This window comes from Tardiphaga sp. P4_G1 (genome assembly GCF_056401215.1).
Genome location: NZ_JBFUJU010000001.1, coordinates 468246 through 487872 on the forward strand (window position 1 = coordinate 468246; position 19627 = coordinate 487872).

Consider the following 19627-nt stretch of genomic DNA (forward strand, 5'->3'; position numbering starts at 1 on the left):
GGCAGGATAAGCGAGGCGCGATTGTTCTGTCGAGCATTTCAGGACTCAGCTAGGTCTGTGACATGGCTGCCAATCTCTATCGCGCGATCACTCTGTCCGGTTTCATTACCGTCGCGTTGCTCGTAGCGGCGGGGCGGGCAGAGGCGGCCAATGGCGCCTATGCGGTCGATGCGGCGGATATCTCGGACCTCGGCTCCTGCAAGGTCGAGAGCTGGTATTCGATGGCCACCAATAGCGACTTTGCGGCGGTGGCCAATCCGTCCTGCGTGGTCGAGATCACGCGTCCGGTCGAACTCAGCGTTCTCACCAATCACAGCCGCTCCGATGGCGAGTTCAGCACCACGCTGGCGCCGAAAGCGAAGATCAATATCGAGCCGACCGGGATCGGCAAATTCGGCGTATCGGCGCTGGCCAGCGGCACGTTCGACGCCATGACCGGCCAGAACACCGCCGTCTTCGCCGAGATTCCGGCGACCTATCGCTTTTCCGAGACCACGCGCATCAATCTCAATGCCGGCTGGCTGTGGGACCGCACCGTCGATCGCCACTACTTCACCTATGGCGTCGGCTTCGACTGGAAATTCACCGACGTGCTGCAATACACAGTGGAACTGTACGGGCAGGCGGGTCGCGCCGAATTCGCCAGCGTGATCCAGCCACGCATCCAGACCGGCTTGCGCTATCGGCCCAACGACATCTTCTCGGTCGACGTGATCTATGGCCGCAACATCACCGGGGAGAATTCCAACTGGATCACTTTGGGCACCACGATCCGGTTTCCGCCGCCCGGAAGCGTGAGCAAACCCGACGCGCATTTGTGATTCACCTGGGGCCGGCAATCGCTGTAAAACCGCGATATCGGCAAATTGCGTGATTTTCCGACAAGCATCTGAAATATCTCGATGTTAACGTCCGGCCGTGTTCAAGCCGGCTTGCGGAAATCCAGTGTCAATCTTGCGACGATCTTGCGACTTCCTATCCGTCCTCACCATCGCCGCAGCGCTGGTCACGCCCGCATTGGCAGGCACCAGCCTGCTGACCGACAAGCCTGACCTCAACAGCTTTTCGCAGGACGGCCTGAACCGCGTCTCCGACATGCTCGACCGCGAGGTTGGTCAGGGCCATCTCGCCGGCGCGATCATGCTGATCCAGCACCGCGGCAAGCCGGTCTACTATGAAGGTTTCGGCGTCCGCGATCCCGCGACCATGGCGCCGATGACGACGGATACGATCTTCCGGCTGTATTCGATGTCGAAGCCTGTGACATCGGTCGCGGCGATGATTTTGGTGGAGCAGGGTAAGCTCAGGCTGGACGATCCCATCGCCAAATTCATTCCGTCTTTCGCCCATCCGCAGGTCGCGACCGAGCGCGCGGATGCCGGCGGCAAACCCTATCTGGACTTTGCGCCGGCCGAGAAACCGATCACCGTGCTCGACCTGATGCGGCAGTCGTCCGGCATCAGTTCGGCCTTCACCAATCTTGGCCTGATCACGCAGCTTTATCTCGATGCAGGCCTGTTCGACGGCGATTTCGACAATGCCGATTTCGCAGCAAGACTTGCGAAACTGCCGCTGGCCTATCAGCCAGCCACAGTCTGGGACTACGGCCATTCGACCGATCTTCTCGGCCGCGTCATCGAGATCGCCTCGGGCCAGTCGCTGTACGATTTCCAGAAGCAGTATCTGTTCGATCCGCTAGGCATGACCGACACCGGCTACTACGTGCTCGATCCCGCCAAAGCGCCGCGGATTGCGCAGCCGATGCCAACCGACCGCATCATCGGCAACGAGACCATCAGCGATCCCACAGTGAAGCGGAAATGGGAATCCGGAGGAGGCGGGCTTAACGCCACCACGGGCGATTACGCGCGCTTCCTGCAGATGCTGATCAATGGCGGCACGCTCGACGGCGTCCGAATCCTCAAGCCCGAGTCGGTTCAGCTGATGCGCCAGAACCAGGTCGCGCCGGCCAGCGACGTGAAGCCCTGGGCTTATTACTATCCCGGCGCCGGTTTCGGTTACGGCCTCGGCTTCGGCGTCCGCACCGGACCCGGCGAAGACGGCGTGCCGGGTTTCGTCGGCGAGATGGCCTGGGGCGGCGCCGCCGGGACTTACTTCTGGACCTATCCGGATCAGGACATGGTGATGATCCTGATGGTGCAAACACCGACCCAGCGCGGCCGTATCCAGCCGATCCTGAAGACGCTGGTCTATGAGGCGATCAGGAAATAGCGGGAGCGTGGCCGGCGTGCGGCTTTAAGAGAACTGAAACTGGGACCACACGCCAATGTCTCTGATTCGCATAAGGTATATTATGGAATATATTATCCCGTAGCGATCCCAGAGACTTAGCTCAAATTGTTGCGATATCCGCTTGAACTAACGGCCATTCGGGCCAGTTTGTGGCCCCACGTCATTGCGCTTCAGCCGCCGAAATATCTGACGTGATCGAGGTCCGGGATCAATCCTGACTGTGTTGGTCGCCACCCCAGCTGCTGTTGTGTCCAGTCGCTGGATGCCGGCGCATCCATCGAGGCGAAGCCTGCGAACCAGCCGAAGTGATCGGCGGCTTCAGCCGGCGATTTCGAGACGACTGGCAGGTTCAGGTGCCGGCCGATGACCTCGGCAATCTCACGGAATGCGACGCCTTGTTCGGCGTTGGCGTGATACCGAATGTCGGCGGAACCGCGCTCGAGGACGAGCCTGTAGAGCCGGGCGACGTCCAGCCGATGTGCGGCGGGCCAGCGGTTGAGACCGTCGCCGAAGTAGGCCGAGGCACCCTTCTCCCGCGCGATATTGATCAGCATCGGCACGAAGCCATGGTCGCCATCGCCATGGACCGATGGCGGCAGCCGGACCGACGAACTACGCACACCGCGTGCCGCCAGACGCTCGGCGACCTGTTCCGATACGCGCGGGCTTGGCGACGCGCTCGACGGGCCCATGTCTTCGGTCGCCAGACATCCGGGCGCGATGAAGGCCATGCCGGAAGTTACGATCAAGGGCCGCTCGGAGCCCGCCAGCACGTCGCCAAGCGTCTCGATGGCACGCGCGTCGATCGCGCAGTTTTCCTTGAATTTCGAGAAGTCGTGGATGAAGGCCGTGTGTATCACGCCGTCTGAATTGGCAGCCCCGGACCGCAGGCTGTCCAGATCTTCCAGATCGCCGCGACGGATCTGGGCACCAGCGTCGGCCAGCGCCTTGGCAGATGCATCCGAGCGCGCGAGACCGAGCACCTGATGACCGGCGCCAATCAATTCCTGAACCACCGCAGATCCGACAAAGCCCGAAGCACCGGTAACGAAGACACGCATGTGATATTCCTCTCGTGAATGCGCGGATGTATCGGTCCTGCGGTACAGTGCGTGAAGCCGTGACGTTATACGGGTATGGCGACTAACAGGCTGAGCATGACGGTCACCGAAACAACTTCCGGCGCTGGCTCCAATCCGCTGGGCGCTTATCTCAGGGATCGCCGCGCCAGGCTGGATCCCGTGGCATTCGGCTTCTCGTCCGAGCGCCGCCGCACGCCGGGCCTGCGGCGCGAGGAAGTCGCGCAGCGCGCCAATGTCAGCGCCACCTGGTACACATGGCTGGAACAAGGACGCGGCGGCGCGCCATCGGCCGATGTGCTCGACCGGATTTCACGCGCACTGGAATTATCGACAGTCGAGCGCGAGCATCTGTTTCTGCTGGCGCAGCACCGGCTACCCGAGGTGCGCTTTGCGCCGTCCGATATCGTCACACCGACGCTGCAGCGCGTGCTGGATTCGATGGAGTTCAGCGCTGCCGTCGTGCGCAATGCGACCTGGGACATCGTGGCCTGGAATCGTGCGGCACTGGCCGTGCTTGGCGACTATCCGAACATCGCGCCCGAAGACCGCAACGTCCTGCGAATCCTGTTCTGCCGGCCAAATGTCCGCGCCAAGATGCCGGACTGGGAGAACGATGCACGTTTCGCCGTGGCGGCATTTCGTGCGGATATCACACGCAGCGGCGCATCAGAACGCGCCCAGACATTGATCGATGAATTGTGCCGGATCAGCCCTGACTTCGCAGCCATGTGGCATGACAACGACGTCAGCAGCTACGGTGAAGGCCGCAAGCATGTGAACCATCCCGTCGTCGGGCCATTCACGATGAGCTATTCGACATTTTCGGTCGATGGTCAGCCGAATTTGGGCATGGTGGTCTATACGCCGGAGACGGCTGCAGATGCCGAGCGGATGAAGGCGCTGATAGCGGCGAAGGGCTAGCGCTCTAACGCCTGTGTTCGTCGTCATGCCCGGCCAGCGCGAAGCGAGCTTCGCTAGATGTGCCGGGCATCCACGTCTGGGCTGCGAGCGAAGAAAGGCGTGGATGGCCGGGACAAGCCCGACCATGACGGAGCTTTTTTTGCTCCTACGGATATTTCGGCAGCAGTCCATGCGCAGCGAAGCCGCCATCGACGTTGAGAATGTGGCCCGTCACGAAGCTCGACTTGCTGTCATCCAGCAGGAACATCGCGGCACCAGCGACCTCCTCCGGCTCGGCATAACGCCGCTGCGGCACCACCTGCATCCAGCCTTCCCGCGTTGCCACCGTATGCATCTCCTGCACCATGGGCGTCTCGAACGGGCCCGGCGCAATGGCGTTGACGCGGATCTTCAACGGCGCCAGTTCGCAGGCCATCACCTGGGTCAGCGTGACGACGCCGCCTTTGGACGCGCCATAGGCCGAGCGCTCGATATTGCCGCGCAGCCCCGACACCGACGCCACATTCACGATGGCGCCGCCGCCATGCGCCTTCATCAGCCGCGCAGCTTCCTTGGCAACGGCAAAGGTGCCGACCAGATTGATGTCGAGGATCTCGCGAAACAGTTTCACCGAGGTCTCGAAGAACGGCACCTGACGGCCGATACCCGCAGAATTCACCAGGCCGCGCACCGGGCCGAAACCGGCTTCGCAGTCCTTCAGGCCGGCAATCACGGCGTCTTCATTGGCCACATCCATGACAACGGTTTTGGTCACACCGGCTTTGATGGCGTCGACTTGGGCCTTGGCGGCATCCAGAGCAGGCTGGGTGAGGTCGGCAAGCAGCACTTTCCAGCCCTCACCCACGGCCGCCTTAGCGATCGCCAAACCGATTCCCGATGCGCCGCCGGTGATGATCGCTACGCCGTGATCCCTATTCATATGCTGTCCTTGCGTTTCCTCCACCGGTCCTGGCTGCCGGCGGCTTCAGTCGCGCGATGCTTCCCACAAATTCGCGCGGTGCAAAAGCCGTGCGCGGGCGTCCTCTATTGGGTCTTGGCCTTTGGTCGCACGGCGAAAAGGCTTGACCGGGCAGCCCGGGCATGATGACCAGACGGCAAGGGCCCTTGGGCCTCACAAAGGCAAACAAAGAAGTGGTTGGGAGAAACAAAATGACGATTTCACGCCGGACATTGTTGAAGGCATCGGCCGCCGCGACTGCATTTGGCGGCGTCAGCATGCCGTTCATCGCGCGCGCGCAGCAGGCCGAATACGTCTACAAATACGCGAATAACCTGCCCGATACGCATCCGATGAACATCCGCGCCCGCGAGATGTCGGCGGCGATCAAGACCGAGACCAATGGCAAGGTCGACCTGCAGGTATTCCCCAACAACCAGCTCGGCTCCGACACCGACATGTTGAGCCAGATCCGCTCCGGCGGCGTCGAGTTCTTCACGCTGTCCGGCCTGATCCTGGCCACTTTGGTGCCGGCCGCCTCGATCAACGGCATCGGCTTCGCTTTCCCGAATTACGACACGGTCTGGAAGGCCATGGACGGCGATCTCGGCGCCTATATCCGCAAGGAGATCACCAAGGCCAATCTCGTGGTCATGGACAAGATCTGGGACAACGGTTTTCGCGAAATCACCTCGTCCACGAAGCCGATCAAGAGCCCCGACGATCTGAAGGGTTTCAAGATCCGCGTGCCGGTGTCGCCGTTGTGGACCTCGATGTTCAAGGCGTTCGACAGTGCGCCCGCCTCGATCAATATCAGCGAAGTCTATTCGGCGATGCAGACCAAGGTCGTCGAAGGCCAGGAAAATCCGCTGGCGATCATCTCGACGGCGAAGTTCTACGAAGTGCAGAAGTTCTGCTCGCTGACCAACCACATGTGGGATGGCTACTGGTTCCTGGCCAACCGCCGCGCCTGGGAGAAGCTGCCAGCCGATCTGCGCGACATCGTCGCCAAGAACATCAATGCCGCCGGCATGAAGGAGCGCGAGGACGTCGCCAAGCTCAACGCCAATCTGCGCGGCGAACTGGAATCCAAGGGCCTCGCCTTCAATGAGCTCGAGCCCGGCCCGTTCCGCGACAAGCTGAAGTCGGCCGGCTTCTATAAGGAATGGCAGGGCAAATATGGCGACGAAGCCTGGGCCATCCTTGAGAAGGCCGTCGGCAAGCTCGGCTGATCGGAACCATTATGGCCGTGCATGACATCTCCGCCCTTGAAAGCGGGGCGTCCAGCGTGGAGAGGGCGCCCCTCTCCCGCCGCGACGCCATCCTGACCTCCATCGACCGCACCCTCGGCCATCTGGTCGAGATTCCCGCGGCGCTGCTGGTGGTGGCGGAGGTGATCATCCTGTTCATCGGCGTGGTGGCCCGTTACGGCTTCCACCGTCCGCTGATCTGGTCGGACGAGCTGTCCTCGATCCTGTTCCTGTGGCTCGCCATGCTCGGCTCCGCCGTTGCGTTCCGGCGCGGCGAGCATATGCGGATGACCGCGCTTGTGGCGTCGGTCGGTCCCCGGATGTGGGCCTTTCTCGACGTCGTCGGGACCTCTGCGGCGCTCGCGTTTCTCCTGATGATCGTCGCTCCGTCCTTCGAATACGCCTATGAAGAGAGCTACATCACGACGCCTGCACTGCAGATCGCCAACAGCTTCCGCGCGGCCGCGCTGCCGGTCGGCATCTCGCTGATGATCGTCTTCGCGCTGCTGCGGCTGGTGCGCTACGGCCAGGTTCGCACCGTGCTGACGGCGCTCGGCACCGTGGTGGCGATCATCGGCCTGTTCTGGCTTGCCGAGCCGCTGCTGCGGACCCTCGGCAATCTCAACCTGATCATCTTCTTCGTCGGCGTCGTGGCGCTGTGCGTATTCGCCGGCGTGCCGATTGCCTTCGGTTTTGGCCTCGCGATCTTCGGCTATATGGCACTGACCACACGCACGCCGATGATGGTGCTGGTCGGCCGCATGGACGAGGGCATGAGCCATCTCATCCTGCTGTCGGTGCCGCTGTTCGTGTTCCTTGGCCTGCTGATCGAGATGACCGGCATGGCCCGCGCCATGGTGGCGTTCCTCGCCAGCCTGCTCGGCCATGTCCGCGGCGGGCTGCATTATGTCCTGATCGGCGCCATGTATCTCGTCTCCGGCATTTCCGGCTCTAAGGCTGCCGACATGGCCGCCGTGGCGCCGGTGCTATTCCCGGAAATGAAGGCACGCGGCGCCAAGCCGGGCGATCTCGTCGCCCTGCTCTCGGCGACCGGCGCGCAGACCGAGACCATTCCGCCGAGCCTGGTGTTGATCACCATCGGCTCGGTCACCGGCGTCTCGATCTCGGCGCTGTTTACCGGCGGCTTGCTGCCGGGCGTCGTGCTGGCGATCACACTCGGCGCATTGGTGTGGTGGCGCTATCGCGGCGAGGACCTCAGTCACGTCAAACGGGCATCCGGGCGCGACATATTCAAGGCCTTCATAATCTCGGTGCCGGCCATCGCGCTGCCCTTCGTGATCCGCGCTGCCGTGGTCGAAGGCGTGGCGACCGCCACGGAGGTCTCCACCATCGGCATCGTCTATGCCGTGCTCGCGGGCCTGTTGATCTATCGCCAGTTCGACTGGAACCGGCTGAAGCCGATGCTCGTCGATACGGCCTGCCTCTCCGGCGCAATCCTGCTGATCATCGGAACCGCGACCGGCATGGCTTGGGGCCTGACCCAGTCCGGCTTCTCGCGCTCGCTGGCGGCGGCCATGACGGGCCTGCCGGGCGGCGGTGCGACCTTCATCGCGGTCTCCATCGTGGCCTTTGTGATCCTCGGCAGCGTGCTCGAAGGCATCCCAGCCATCGTGCTGTTCGGGCCGCTGCTGTTCCCGATCGCGCGGCTGGTCGGCGTCCATGAAGTCCACTATGCGATGGTCGTCATCCTCGCCATGGGCATCGGACTGTTCGCGCCGCCCTTCGGGGTGGGCTATTATGCCGCCTGCGCCATCGGCCGTGTTGATCCCGCGGAAGGCATCCGGCCGATCCTCGGCTATCTGCTGGCGCTGCTGATCGGCCTGATCATCGTGGCAATCTTCCCGTGGATATCGATTGGATTTCTTTAAGATACGTTCTTTCAGAAGGTTACGGTCATCACCTCGCGTAATTTTGGAAGATCATTTCTGTGATAATCTGATAGATGAAATATCTTACATAACCTACTGAACTAAATATAGGAGTCTTAAAAATGATCCCAGATCAGGGCGCCTATAGCGTCGGCCTCGACCAGACTCCGGCCAACTTCGTGCCGCTGTCGCCGCTGAGCTTTCTCAAACGCAGCGCGGCGGTTTATCCAGACCTCACCAGCACGGTCTATGAGGGCCGCCGTTTCACCTGGGCGCAGACCTATGAACGCTGCCGGCGCTTTGCCTCGTTCCTGACGGGGCGCGGCATCGGACGGGGCGACACCGTCGCGGCGATGCTGCCGAACCTGCCGGCGATGAACGAAGCCCACTTCGCAGTCCCCATGGCCGGCGCCGTCCTCAACGCCCTGAACATCCGCCTCGACGCCGCGGCCATCGCGTTTCAGCTCGACCATGGCGGCGCCAGGCTGCTGCTGGTCGATCCGGAATTCTCCGGCGTGATCACCGAGGCCCTCGGCCTCATGACCGGACCGAAGCCGTCCGTGATCGATATCGACGACGCGTCCTTCGCCGGTGGCCAACGGATCGGGGAACTCGAATATGAAGCCGCCCTCGCCGAAGGCAGCCCCGATTTCACCAGCGCCTTCCCGCTCGACGAATGGGACGCCATCGCGCTTGGCTACACCTCGGGGACCACAGGCAATCCGAAGGGCGTCGTCACCCATCACCGCGGCGCCTATCTCAATGCCGTCTCCAACATTCTCGCGGCCGGTCTCGGCCAGCATCCGGTCTATCTCTGGACCCTGCCGATGTTCCACTGCAATGGCTGGTGCTTCCCCTGGACGGTCGCGGCGAGTGCCGGCGTCAATGTCTGCCTGCGCAAGGTCGACCCGACCAAGATCTTCGCGCTGATGCGCGAGCACGGCGTGACCCATATGTCGGGCGCGCCGATCGTCTACAACACGCTGATCAATGCGCCCGATGCGCCGATCTATTCAAGCGGACCGCTGGTGCAGGGCTCGATCGCAGGTGCACCGCCGCCGATGGCGGTCCTGTCGGGCGCCGAGAAAATCGGCATCAAGCTGACTCATGTGTACGGCCTGACCGAAGTCTATGGTCCCGCCTCGGTTTGCGCCGAGCAACCCGGCTGGGATGCCCTGCCCGCCGACGAGCGCGCCAACCTGAAGCGCCGCCAGGGTGTGCCCTATCACCTGCAGGAAGCCGTGACGGTGATCGATCCCGAAACGATGCTGGAAGTGCCGCACGACGGCGAGACCATTGGCGAGGTCATGTTCCGGGGCAATATCGTGATGAAGGGCTATCTGAAGAACGAGAAGGCCACCAAGGAGGCCTTCGAAGGCGGCTGGTTCCACACCGGCGATCTCGGCGTGCTCGACGCTGCCGGCTACGTGACCATCAAGGACCGCTCCAAGGACATCATCATCTCCGGCGGCGAGAACATCTCGTCAGTGGAAGTCGAGGACGTACTCTACAAACACCCGGCCGTGCTGTTCGCGGCCGTGGTCGCCAAGCCCGATACGAAATGGGGCGAAGTGCCCTGTGCTTTCGTGGAGCTGAAGGCCAGTGCCGAGGCGACGGAAGCCGACATCATCGCGTTCTGCCGCGCGCAGATGCCGGGCTTCAAGACACCCAAGGCCGTGGTGTTCGGCGTGATCCCGAAGACGTCGACAGGCAAGATCCAGAAGTTCCTGCTGCGGGATCAGGTGAAGTCGACGGGGTCGTTTAGTAGCTGATTGCAGCAAACTCGTCATTCCGGGGCGGGGTCTCGGCGAAGCCGAGAGCACGAGCCCGGAATCCCGTTATGTTCAAAACACTTCTGGATTCCGGGTTCGCCCGCGCAAGATGCGCGAGCGCCCCGGAATGACGAGATTGGTGTAAGGGTCTCGTCGTCCCCTTGCCGACGCAGAGGTCCCACATATGACGCAGAACTTCGCCGCAATCATTCTCGGCGGGACCGGGCAAGTCGGTGGTGCAGCCGTCGCGGAGCTGCTGGCAATGCCCCAATGCCGGGAAGTGGTGATGATCACCAGGAAGCCCATTGCCGCGCGATCACGCGTGCGCAACGTCGTGCTCGATACCGGCGCTCCAGACTTTGCCAAGCACACGGCCGTGCTTGCTCGCGACGTCCTGAGCCAAGGGCCCGTCAGCGCTGTGAGCTGTGTGGGTGTCGGTTCCGGCTCGATGCGGTGGAGCGAAGAGGAACTGAAGCGCCTTGAACTCGGCGTTGTCGGCGCCTTTGCGCGTGGCTGCCGTGACGCCGGCATCGCCCAGCTCTGCCTGCTGTCTGCAGTAGGAAGCACAGCCCAAAGCCGGTTTCGCTATGTTCGCGTCATGGGTATGAAGGAAGACACCGTGCGCAAGGTCGGTTTTACCCGCCTCGCCATCTTCCGCCCCGGCATCATTGTCGGCAATGCGCATACCCCGGCCTGGGTCGGCTGGTTGGGACGCCTCGTGCCTGGTCCGTTTGGCAATATCGATCAGCGCGAGATCGGTCGCTCAATTGCTGTTGAGATAGCGTTGCATAGTCGAGAGGCCGGCGAAGTAACCTTTGAAAATGCCGCAATGAAAAAACTCGCTGCTCAAATTACTCCAGCGTCAGCCTGATCCCGTCATAGGCGGGGACCACACTCTCCGGCAGGATCGCCTTTACCGCCTCGTAATCCACATCCGCCGTCATATTGGTGATCACCGTCCGCTTCGGCTTGAAGCGGTCGCGCCAGCGCAGCGCATCACTGATGCTGAAATGGCTGGGATGCTGCGTATAGCGCAGCCCATCGACGATCCAGAGATCGAGACCTTCGAGCGCCGGCCAGCTCTCTTCCGGGATGTCGTTGAGATCAGGCGTATAGGCGGTGTTGTCGATCCGGTAGCCCAGCGCCGGGATGTTGCCATGCTGGACCAGGAACGGCGTCAGCGTCAGGTCGCCGCCCTTCCCGGTGATGGTTCGGCTCTCACCAGCCTCGATGCTGAGGCGGTCGAGGATCGGCGGATAGTCGCTGCCGGGAGGCGACTGAAAGCAGTAGCCGAAGCGCAGCATGATATCCGTCGCCGTCGAGGCGTTCATATAGACCGGGATACGCTTGCGGCGCTTCAGCACCACTGAGCGGAGGTCGTCCATGCCGTGGGTCTGGTCCGCATGCTCATGCGTCAGGAACACCGCATCGATGTCATCGACATCGGCGTCGATCAATTGCTCGCGCAGGTCCGGCGAGGTGTCGATGACAACGCGCGTGACGCCCTCGGGCCCGATCCGCTCCGCCATCATCGAACAACGACGGCGACGGTTTTTGGGATTGGCGGGATCGCAGGCGCCCCAGCCCAGCGCCGGACGCGGCACACCCGCCGAGGATCCCGAGCCGAGAATGGTAAGCACCAGCGTCATGCCGGCACGCCAGTGCCAGACGCGTTCACGGCAGGCACCTTGCTGAACAGGCGGAAGAAGTTTTCGGTGGTCTGCCGCGACAGTTCTTCGAGCGACACGCCGCGGGTTTCCGCAAGCACCTTCGCCGTCTCGACCACATAAGACGGCTCGTTGCGCTTGCCGCGCCATTTGCCGGGCGCCAGATACGGCGCATCGGTTTCGACCATGATGCGGTCGGCGGGAAGCTCAGCCGCGAGATCGCGCAGCTCCTGTGACTTCTTGAAGGTGATGATGCCGGTGAAGGAGATCGACAGACCCATGTCGATGGCCTTCATCGCCAGCTCCCGTCCACCGGTGTAGCAATGCAGCACCGCCTTGAACGCGCCCTTCGCCATCTCGTCTGCGAGAATGGCGCCGCACTGCTCGTCCGCCTCGCGCGTGTGGATCACCAGCGGCAATCCGGTCGCGCGCGCGGCGGCGATATGGGCCCGGAAGCCGCGCTCCTGCGCGCCGGACGATTCATGCTCGTAGAAATTATCGAGCCCGGCTTCGCCGAGTGCGATGACCTTCGGATGCCTGGTCAGTTCGATCAGTTCTTCCGCCGGGATGCCGTCTTCCTCGTCGGCATTGTGCGGATGGGTGCCGACCGAACAATAGACATTCGGAAAGCGCTCCGCGATGGCGAGCAGCGCCGGCAGGCGGCGCACCCGCGTCGAGATGGTCACGAGCTTGCCGACGCCTGCGGCTTCGGCGCGCGCGACGATACCGTCGAGATCTTCGGCGAAATCGGGAAAATCCAGATGGCAGTGGCTATCGACAAGCATCGTTGAACTCAGGTCGCAGCGGCGGGCTCGACATAGCGCGGGAATACGCCGGTGGGTGTCGGCAATTGCGTCCCAGGCTTGATGCGGGTCGCAATTGCCGTGAAGTCACGCTCGCCTTCGGGTATCCCGAGCACGTCGAGCAGCTTCGCACATGACGCCGGCATTACCGGCTGCGCCAGGATCGCGACCTGCCGCACGACTTCGGCGGTCACGTAGAGCACCGTGGCCTGCTTCTTCGGATCGGTCTTGGCGAGCGCCCACGGCGCCTCGCCCGCAAAATAGCGGTTGGCTTCGGCGACCACGGCCCAGACCGCATTCAGCGCCTGATGGATCTGCTGTGTCGCCATCGCGGTGCGCGCGAGTTCGAGCATGCCATCGGCCTGCGCCAGGATGGCCTTGTCGTTGTCGCTGAAATCGCCGGGTTCAGGCAGCACGCCGTCATATTGCTTGGCGATCATCGACAGCGAGCGCTGCGCGAGATTGCCGAGATCGTTGGCGAGATCGGCATTGGTGCGATTGACGATGGCTTCGTGATTGTAGCTGCCGTCCTGCCCGAACGAGACTTCGCGCATGAAGAAATAGCGCATCTGATCGACGCCATATTGCTGGGCCATGCCGATCGGATCGACCACGTTGCCGACCGACTTCGACATCTTCTCACCACGGTTGAGAAGAAATCCGTGACTGAAGACGCGATGCGGGACATCGACCCCTGCAGCCATCAGGAATGCAGGCCAGTACACCGCGTGAAAGCGAACGATATCCTTGCCGATCACATGCAGATTGGCAGGCCAATAGCGTTTGAAGTCGTCGCCATCGACATCCGGATAGCCGGCTGCCGTGATGTAGTTGGTGAGCGCATCGATCCAGACATACATCACATGGCCGGGCGCATCCGGCACCTTGATGCCCCAGTCGAACGTGGTGCGCGAAATCGACAGATCCTGCAGGCCGCCTTTGACGAAACTCGTCACTTCGTTAAGGCGCTCGCGCGGCAACACGAAGTCCGGAACGCGCGCATACAGATCGAGCAGCTTGTCCTGGTAGGCGGACAGACGGAAGAAATAGGTTTCCTCCTCGGTCCACTCGACCGGCGAGCCCAGCGGCTCGCGCCGCACGCCATCGTCGCCGAGCGTCGTTTCCGCTTCGTCGAAATAGGCTTCCTGGCGCACCGAGTACCAGCCGGCATATTTGTCGAGATAGATGGCGCCGGCCTTCTCGAGCGCGACCCACAGCGCCTGAACGGAGCGCTCATGGCGCTTCTCGGTGGTGCGAATGTAGTCGTCATAGGAGATGTTGAGCGCAGCATCCATCTCGCGAAAACGCGCAGAATTCCGGTCGGCCAGTTCGAGCGGTGTCAGGCCTTCCTTGACGGCGGTCTGCTGCATCTTCAGACCATGCTCATCCGTTCCGGTCAGGAAGCGAACGTCGTAACCGTCGAGCCTCTGAAAGCGGGCAATCGTGTCGGTCGCCATGACCGTATAGGCATGACCGATATGCGGCACGCCATTGGGATAGAAGATCGGCGTTGTCAGAAAATACGCCGGTCGGGTTGCATCGGTTGCAGATGTCATGGCTGACTTTACGGACCTTGAATAAGACGATCTTGGTGAAGCGCGGATCGGCTGAAACCAGTCTCGCAGCGATCAGCGCGTTGCTTCCGCGAGCAGTCCAAACACCGAGAAAACCAGCGGTTTTCGCTCGAGATTGTAGGATTCGGTCTCGCGCGCGGCTCGGTTGATCTTTTCCCATACCTCCGCCAGCCGCGCAAGGCGGGGCAGATTGGCGTTGGCATTGGCGTCATCGGCCCGCATGCGCTCGCCGATCCAGCGGTCGACGCTGTCGACAAAGGCGCCGAGCGCGACACGGTCACTGGTCCCCAGCGCATCCCCCAGCGCATGCAGCTCGCGTGGATCGACATGGGGCAGCGTGTTCAGGAGCGAGGCAGTGCGCTGGTGCAGTTTCAGCGCGCCGCCGCCGAGCAGATTCAGAGCGCGCGACACGCTGCCTTCGGAGGCTTCAGCGACCTCTTTGAGCAAGGGATCGCTGGTTTCGATCTCGGCAGCCTGCGACGTGGCGCGGGTCACGTCGGCAACGGACAGCGGACGCAGCGCCAGCTTGCGACAACGCGACTGGATGGTCGGCAACACGCGCGCCTGCGCATGTGTCACCAGCAGGAATAGCGAACGCAACGGCGGCTCTTCAAGCACCTTCAGCAGCGCGTTGGCGGCATTGGCGTTCAGCTCATCGACGGTGTCGACGATGCAGACGCGCCAGCCGTCGACAGCGGCGGTCGAGCCGAAGAACGACACGGTCTGCCGGGTCTCATCGACGGTGATCACCGTGCGCATCACGCCCTTGTCATTGAGCGAGCGTTCCAGTGTCAACAAACCGCCATGGGATTCGGCGGCGACCTGGCGCACGATCGGATGCATCGGATCGAGACCGAGCGATGTTGCGGATTGCACTTGCGGTGATGCGGGATCGCGATGCGCCAGTACGAAACGCGCCATACGATAGGCCAAAGTCGCCTTGCCGATGCCCTGTGGGCCGCCGATCAGCCAGGCATGCGGAATGCAGCCGCCGCGATAGGCATTGAGCAGCGTGGCCTCGGCATCCTGATGACCGAACAGCGCGGTCCTCTCGCGCGGATGCGGAACCGAGATCGTTTGCTCGGATGACTTTGCGCTCATGCCGAAGTGACCTCGTGGTTCGACGGCGTCAGAAGGCGTCGGCGCAACACGCCCCAGATATTGTTCGATACGATCTTTGAATCTGCATTGGCGTCGATCAGTACGCAGCGTTGCGGTTCATCGGCTGCGATCTGCCGGAACGCGTCACGCAGCCCCTGATGAAAAGCGATGCCCTCGGCCTCGAACCTGTCGGGCACATCATTGCCACGCCGCGCTGCTGCGCGTCGCATGCCGATCGACACCGGGATATCGAGAATGACGGTGAGATCCGGTTTAAGCCGTCCGATGGTGACGCGCTCCATCGCATTGAGCAGTTCCGGCGAGACATGGCCGAGTCGGCCCTGATAGGCCCGCGTCGAATCCGAGAAGCGATCACACAGCACCCAGATGCCCTGCTCCAGCGCCGGCGCAATCACCGCATGGACATGGTCGTCGCGCGCGGCGGCAAACAGCAGCGTCTCGGCTTCGGGCCCCAGCAGCTTGCCCATGCCCGACAGCACCACATGGCGGATGATCTCGGCACCGGGCGAACCGCCAGGCTCGCGGGTGACGATGACGCGCTTGCCTTCGGCCTCCAGCCGGTCGGCCAGAATCTTGATCTGCGTCGATTTGCCGGCGCCCTCGCCGCCCTCGAAACTGACGAAGCGACCGCGCAGCGGCGGTGTCGTGGGCGTGTCCGTCATGTCAGAGCTTCTCGGCGCCGGCGCGGAACAGTCCGATCACCAGCTCACCGGCGCCGTCGACGGCGCGCCGCATGGTCGATCCCGTGCCGACGGCGGCCGCCGTATAGAGCGGTGTCTCGACGGCGATATTGGCGCCGCGCCAGACCTTGATCACGCCGACCGGCTGACCGGGCTCGATGGGTGCACGCACGGGGCCCTTGTAGACGACGCGGGCGATCAGCTTGTCGGTGCCGTTCTTCTGCACCATCACCTTGACCGGCTCCTTGGCCGAGAGCGCGACCGAGCGGCTCTCGCCGCCAAACACCTTGGCGAAGCCGACGGTCTGGTCGGCTGCGAACAGCGTGCGGGCCTCGAAATTCTTGAAACCCCATTCCAGCAGCTTCTTTGCCTCGGTCGCGCGATCGTCCGGATCGTCCAGACCGTTGATCACCACGATCAGCCGCATGCCGTCGCGGATGGCCGAGCCGACCATGCCGTAGCCGCCGTCCTTGGTGTAGCCGGTCTTGAAACCGTCAGCCCCGTCCAGCGTCGCCAGCAGCGGATTGCGGTTCTGCTGGCGGATCTTGTTCCAGGTGAATTCGCGCTCGCCGAACAGCTTGTAAAATTCCGGATAGGTGCGAACGATGTGGCGGGCGAGAACGCCGAGCTCGCGCACCGTCATCTTGTTGCCGGGGTCCGGCAAACCGTTGGAATTGGCGAAGGTGGATTTCGGCATGCCGAGCACACGTGCCCGCGCTGTCATCTTCTCGGCAAAGGCCGCCTCACTGCCGGCGATGCCCTCCGCCAGGATCATGCAAGAGTCGTTGCCGCTCTGGATGATGGCCCCGCGCAAAAGATCAGCGACCGGTACGCGGCTGTTGATGGCAGCGAACATGGTCGACGCGCCGGCCGGCGCGCCGCCCTTGCGCCAGGAATTCTCGCTGACGCGGTATTCGTCCGTGAGCTTGATGTCGCCGCGGGTCAGCGCGTCGAACACCAGTTCGACGGTCATCAGCTTCATCATGCTGGAGGGCGCGCGGAGCTCATCCGCATTCTTCTCGAACAGCACGCTGCCGGAGCCGGCCTCGATCAGGATCGCGGTCGGCGCATCGGTGTCGTAACCGCCGTCCTCGACGACCTTCTTGGCGCCCTGCACGCTCTGGTTCGCAGCCTGCGCTGTTGGGCCGAGGACGACGCCAAACGCCACCAGCGCAGCCAGCAGCGTTCGCCAGCTCCGCGCGGCGAATTGCGGTCGTTTCAAGGGGATGGAGCCAAATGCCATGTGCTGTCCTGAGTGCTCAGGTCTTAACAGGATCGCCGATGGCAAACAACGCGGCAAGGTGCAACGCGGATCAGGGCGCCATGCTGCGCCCGTCTGGTGTCGGTCGTGAACGACGAACCGGCTTAGTAGAGACCGCGGCCGGACAGGATCGCCTGGGCGCCGCGCGCATCGACCGTGCCGTCATCCGGCTCGGCAGGCGCAGCATAAGCGGCGTTGCTCTCATAGGACACCGCGCGATGGTTCTCGGTCATCCGCGGCGCCGATGCCGTGCGCATGCGGCTCGATGCCGACATTTCCGACGTCGAACGGATCGACGCCACATCGGCCGAGGTATTGCCGAGCGAATACGGGCGGCCCTCCGGCAGAGGAACATCGCGGGAGACGACGCGACCGCCCTGCATGTCGGGCACGAAGGAGCGCGCCGAGGCGACACGCACCAGCGATGGCGACGGTGCCGGCTCACCGGTGCGCAGCGTGGCAACGAGCTGGCGATCGTCCGACCCTTCAAGCGGCGCGCGGCCGACATATTCGACGCGAACCTTGGCGGTGCCGTTACCCTTGAATTCGAGCAGTTCGGCGGCCTTGTTCGAGACGTCGATCAGGCGGTTGCCGTGATACGGGCCGCGATCGTTGACGCGCACGATCAGCGACTTGCCGTTATAGACGTTGGTCACACGGGCATAGCTCGGGATCGGCAGCGTCGGATGGGCCGCGGTGAGCGAGGCCATGTCGAACACTTCGCCATTGGCTGTCAGACGGCCATGAAACGCGTCGCCATACCAGGAGGCGATGCCTTCAGCGCGGTAATTGATGTTTTCTTCCGGCACATAGAGCTTGCCGGCGACCGTGTAGGGCTTGCCGATACGGTAGGTGCCGCCGCCCTTGGGAACTGGCTCGCCCATCCCGACGACCCGAGGACTGCTCGAGACGCCGTATTTCGGATCGAGGCGGCTGAAGCTGGTGGTGGAGGAGGAACAATTGGCCAGCGCCAGACAGGCGCTGATGGCCGCTGCTGCCTGAACAGCCTGGCCGAGTCGGTTTGACCCACGAATCCCCATACGCCCCAATACCATTCCAGCGGCCGCCTGCCCATCTCCGGGCATCCCCACGGCCAAAATCCCGATGCGGCCCACTTCCGCATCAAGTGGTGAATATATCGCAGCCGGATCGCGGCGGAAATGGGGAGAGCCCCGGTATGGTAAACAGAGGATGTGGGTTTTCAGCCCGCACGCCGGGTGTCGCTCGCACCGCGCACGTCGCGCTAGAAGTTCCTCCTGCGATCGGTGAGATGGCACCGTGATTGTGTTCAACCACTTCAGAACACGCGCATTTTTTCCGGGATCGACGCTTACATATTTACCCCGGATTCAGACGAGCTTCGTAGCGTGCACCACTATGAAAAACCTCATCAAGCGATTTATCGCAGACGAAACCGGCGCCACGGCCATCGAATATGGACTGATTGCTGCCGGCATTGCCCTCGCCATCATTGCCGTCATCAACGGCATGGGCACCAAGCTCAATGGCAAGTTCACATCGATCAACTCGTCACTGAAGTGACGACCTGACGATCCATTATCACTCCCCGCGCCGCCACGGCGCGCGGAGTTCTCCCTCAAGTTACGTCTCGCGCGATCAATCGTACCACTCGCGGCGGATATACGGGCCGTACAGCACGTCCTGACGCCAGCGATAGACCTGCACCAGCAGGCCGCCGACACCGGCAACGACACTCAGCAACAACAAGGTCTCGATCACCACAAAGCCCCCGGCATTCTCGTTGGGCACAGCAATACATGATGATTTTTAAGATCCCCGCTGCGGTTTGTTTTGAATTTGCGGCCCGCCGCTAACGGAGATTAATTTCCGCAACTCGCTCCCCCGTCCGTTTCAACTATTTGTTAGTTGAACGATCGCGCATGATTTGGATTTGATAGCGGACCGCGCTGACGCGATTCCTGACGGGACTCTTGCGGCGGGATGTTGGGGATGGAGATGGACGTTTCAAGGACGGATTGCGGCGGAATAACCGGTGCGGGAGAGTACAGGTTTCGCGATGGCCACCTGATCGTGACGCTCTACCAGATCGCGATCTGGGCCGAACATCCCCAAGCGATCTTCACCGTCGTCACATCGCGCTTCCACAACAGCATGAAGCTCTATGTGCTCGGGTCGTGGCGCCTGCCGAATGCTGCAACGTCGAGTGAGCAGCCACCTGCTCCCGCTAGTGCGGAAGGAATGTCGCTGCATTGATCACGGTGACGACCGCGAAAGCCATCACCCATAGCGGCCAGACGGGCGCCTGCGCCCGCGGGCGGAACTGTCGGGGAACGCCGAAATTGCGTGCCATTGCCTGCTCCATTGCATCGACCGAACGACACTGAATGTGAGCATGCATTCTGTTAAAATTGCGTCGTGGCTTCGGCTATAATTT

General features: G+C 62.5%; 19 protein-coding genes. 9 read left to right on the top strand and 10 right to left on the bottom strand.

What is annotated here, in order from left to right; genetic code table 11:
- Nucleotides 1-62: 62 nt before the first annotated feature.
- On the top strand, nt 63-821 hold the full coding sequence (locus AC1DUY_RS02305; RefSeq protein WP_478111967.1) for a hypothetical protein: 759 nt from the start codon (nt 63-65) through the stop codon (nt 819-821).
- A gap of 124 nt (nt 822-945) precedes the next feature.
- Complete coding sequence (locus tag AC1DUY_RS02310; RefSeq protein ID WP_478111969.1) at nt 946-2232, top strand: serine hydrolase domain-containing protein; 1287 nt, start codon at nt 946-948, stop codon at nt 2230-2232.
- Between the two features lie 191 nt (nt 2233-2423).
- On the opposite strand, the gene AC1DUY_RS02315 is transcribed toward AC1DUY_RS02310, so the two are convergent.
- Complete coding sequence (locus tag AC1DUY_RS02315) at nt 2424-3314, bottom strand: SDR family oxidoreductase (RefSeq protein WP_478111971.1); 891 nt, start codon at nt 3312-3314, stop codon at nt 2424-2426.
- A gap of 96 nt (nt 3315-3410) precedes the next feature.
- Between AC1DUY_RS02315 and AC1DUY_RS02320 the strand changes: the two genes are divergently transcribed.
- A complete protein-coding gene (locus AC1DUY_RS02320) occupies nt 3411-4256 on the top strand; it encodes a helix-turn-helix transcriptional regulator (RefSeq protein ID WP_478111973.1) in 846 nt (281 codons plus the stop codon).
- 145 nt (nt 4257-4401) lie between these two features.
- On the opposite strand, the gene AC1DUY_RS02325 is transcribed toward AC1DUY_RS02320, so the two are convergent.
- Complete coding sequence (locus AC1DUY_RS02325; protein ID WP_231080687.1) at nt 4402-5175, bottom strand: SDR family NAD(P)-dependent oxidoreductase; 774 nt, start codon at nt 5173-5175, stop codon at nt 4402-4404.
- A 230-nt stretch (nt 5176-5405) separates the two neighbouring features.
- On the opposite strand from AC1DUY_RS02325, the gene AC1DUY_RS02330 reads away from it, so the two are divergent.
- The 4 genes from AC1DUY_RS02330 to AC1DUY_RS02345 all read left to right on the top strand — a co-directional run bounded on the left by AC1DUY_RS02330 (nt 5406) and on the right by AC1DUY_RS02345 (nt 10975).
- Entirely contained in the window at nt 5406-6425 is a 1020-nt protein-coding gene (locus AC1DUY_RS02330; RefSeq protein ID WP_175369049.1) for a TRAP transporter substrate-binding protein, read from the top strand.
- Between the two features lie 11 nt (nt 6426-6436).
- Nucleotides 6437-8332, top strand: coding sequence for a TRAP transporter large permease (locus AC1DUY_RS02335; RefSeq protein WP_478111976.1), 1896 nt, complete (start codon nt 6437-6439; stop codon nt 8330-8332).
- 122 nt (nt 8333-8454) lie between these two features.
- A complete protein-coding gene (locus AC1DUY_RS02340) occupies nt 8455-10104 on the top strand; it encodes an acyl-CoA synthetase (RefSeq protein WP_478111978.1) in 1650 nt (549 codons plus the stop codon).
- A gap of 184 nt (nt 10105-10288) precedes the next feature.
- Nucleotides 10289-10975 (top strand): Rossmann-fold NAD(P)-binding domain-containing protein, encoded by a 687-nt coding sequence (locus AC1DUY_RS02345; RefSeq protein WP_478111980.1) that lies wholly within the window; start codon nt 10289-10291, stop codon nt 10973-10975.
- On the opposite strand, the gene AC1DUY_RS02350 is transcribed toward AC1DUY_RS02345, so the two are convergent.
- The 7 genes from AC1DUY_RS02350 to AC1DUY_RS02380 form a co-directional block, all read right to left on the bottom strand.
- Nucleotides 10956-11753, bottom strand: coding sequence for an MBL fold metallo-hydrolase (locus tag AC1DUY_RS02350; protein WP_478111982.1), 798 nt, complete (start codon nt 11751-11753; stop codon nt 10956-10958). The genes AC1DUY_RS02345 and AC1DUY_RS02350 overlap by 20 nt on opposite strands.
- Nucleotides 11750-12556, bottom strand: coding sequence for a TatD family hydrolase (locus AC1DUY_RS02355; protein WP_478111984.1), 807 nt, complete (start codon nt 12554-12556; stop codon nt 11750-11752). The genes AC1DUY_RS02350 and AC1DUY_RS02355 overlap by 4 nt, the downstream gene beginning before the upstream one ends.
- A gap of 8 nt (nt 12557-12564) precedes the next feature.
- A complete protein-coding gene (gene metG / locus AC1DUY_RS02360; protein WP_478111986.1) occupies nt 12565-14130 on the bottom strand; it encodes a methionine--tRNA ligase in 1566 nt (521 codons plus the stop codon).
- Nucleotides 14131-14202: 72 nt separating this feature from the next.
- Nucleotides 14203-15249 (bottom strand): DNA polymerase III subunit delta', encoded by a 1047-nt coding sequence (locus AC1DUY_RS02365; protein ID WP_478111988.1) that lies wholly within the window; start codon nt 15247-15249, stop codon nt 14203-14205.
- On the bottom strand, nt 15246-15932 hold the full coding sequence (tmk, locus tag AC1DUY_RS02370) for a dTMP kinase (protein ID WP_184516524.1): 687 nt from the start codon (nt 15930-15932) through the stop codon (nt 15246-15248). Before tmk ends, AC1DUY_RS02365 begins: the two co-directional genes overlap by 4 nt.
- 1 nt (nt 15933) lies before the next feature.
- Nucleotides 15934-17193 (bottom strand): D-alanyl-D-alanine carboxypeptidase family protein, encoded by a 1260-nt coding sequence (locus AC1DUY_RS02375; protein WP_478111990.1) that lies wholly within the window; start codon nt 17191-17193, stop codon nt 15934-15936.
- 122 nt (nt 17194-17315) lie between these two features.
- Nucleotides 17316-18251 (bottom strand): septal ring lytic transglycosylase RlpA family protein, encoded by a 936-nt coding sequence (locus AC1DUY_RS02380; protein ID WP_231081137.1) that lies wholly within the window; start codon nt 18249-18251, stop codon nt 17316-17318.
- Nucleotides 18252-18588: 337 nt separating this feature from the next.
- Between AC1DUY_RS02380 and AC1DUY_RS02385 the strand changes: the two genes are divergently transcribed.
- Complete coding sequence (locus AC1DUY_RS02385) at nt 18589-18753, top strand: Flp family type IVb pilin (protein ID WP_089264337.1); 165 nt, start codon at nt 18589-18591, stop codon at nt 18751-18753.
- Between the two features lie 75 nt (nt 18754-18828).
- Here the strand turns inward: AC1DUY_RS02385 and AC1DUY_RS02390 are convergent, their stop codons facing one another.
- Nucleotides 18829-18981: a hypothetical protein gene (locus tag AC1DUY_RS02390; protein WP_158596799.1), complete on the bottom strand. Its 153-nt coding sequence runs from the start codon at nt 18979-18981 to the stop codon at nt 18829-18831.
- Between the two features lie 207 nt (nt 18982-19188).
- On the opposite strand from AC1DUY_RS02390, the gene AC1DUY_RS02395 reads away from it, so the two are divergent.
- A complete protein-coding gene (locus AC1DUY_RS02395; protein WP_478111993.1) occupies nt 19189-19446 on the top strand; it encodes a hypothetical protein in 258 nt (85 codons plus the stop codon).
- The last annotated feature ends 181 nt before the right edge of the window (nt 19447-19627 follow it).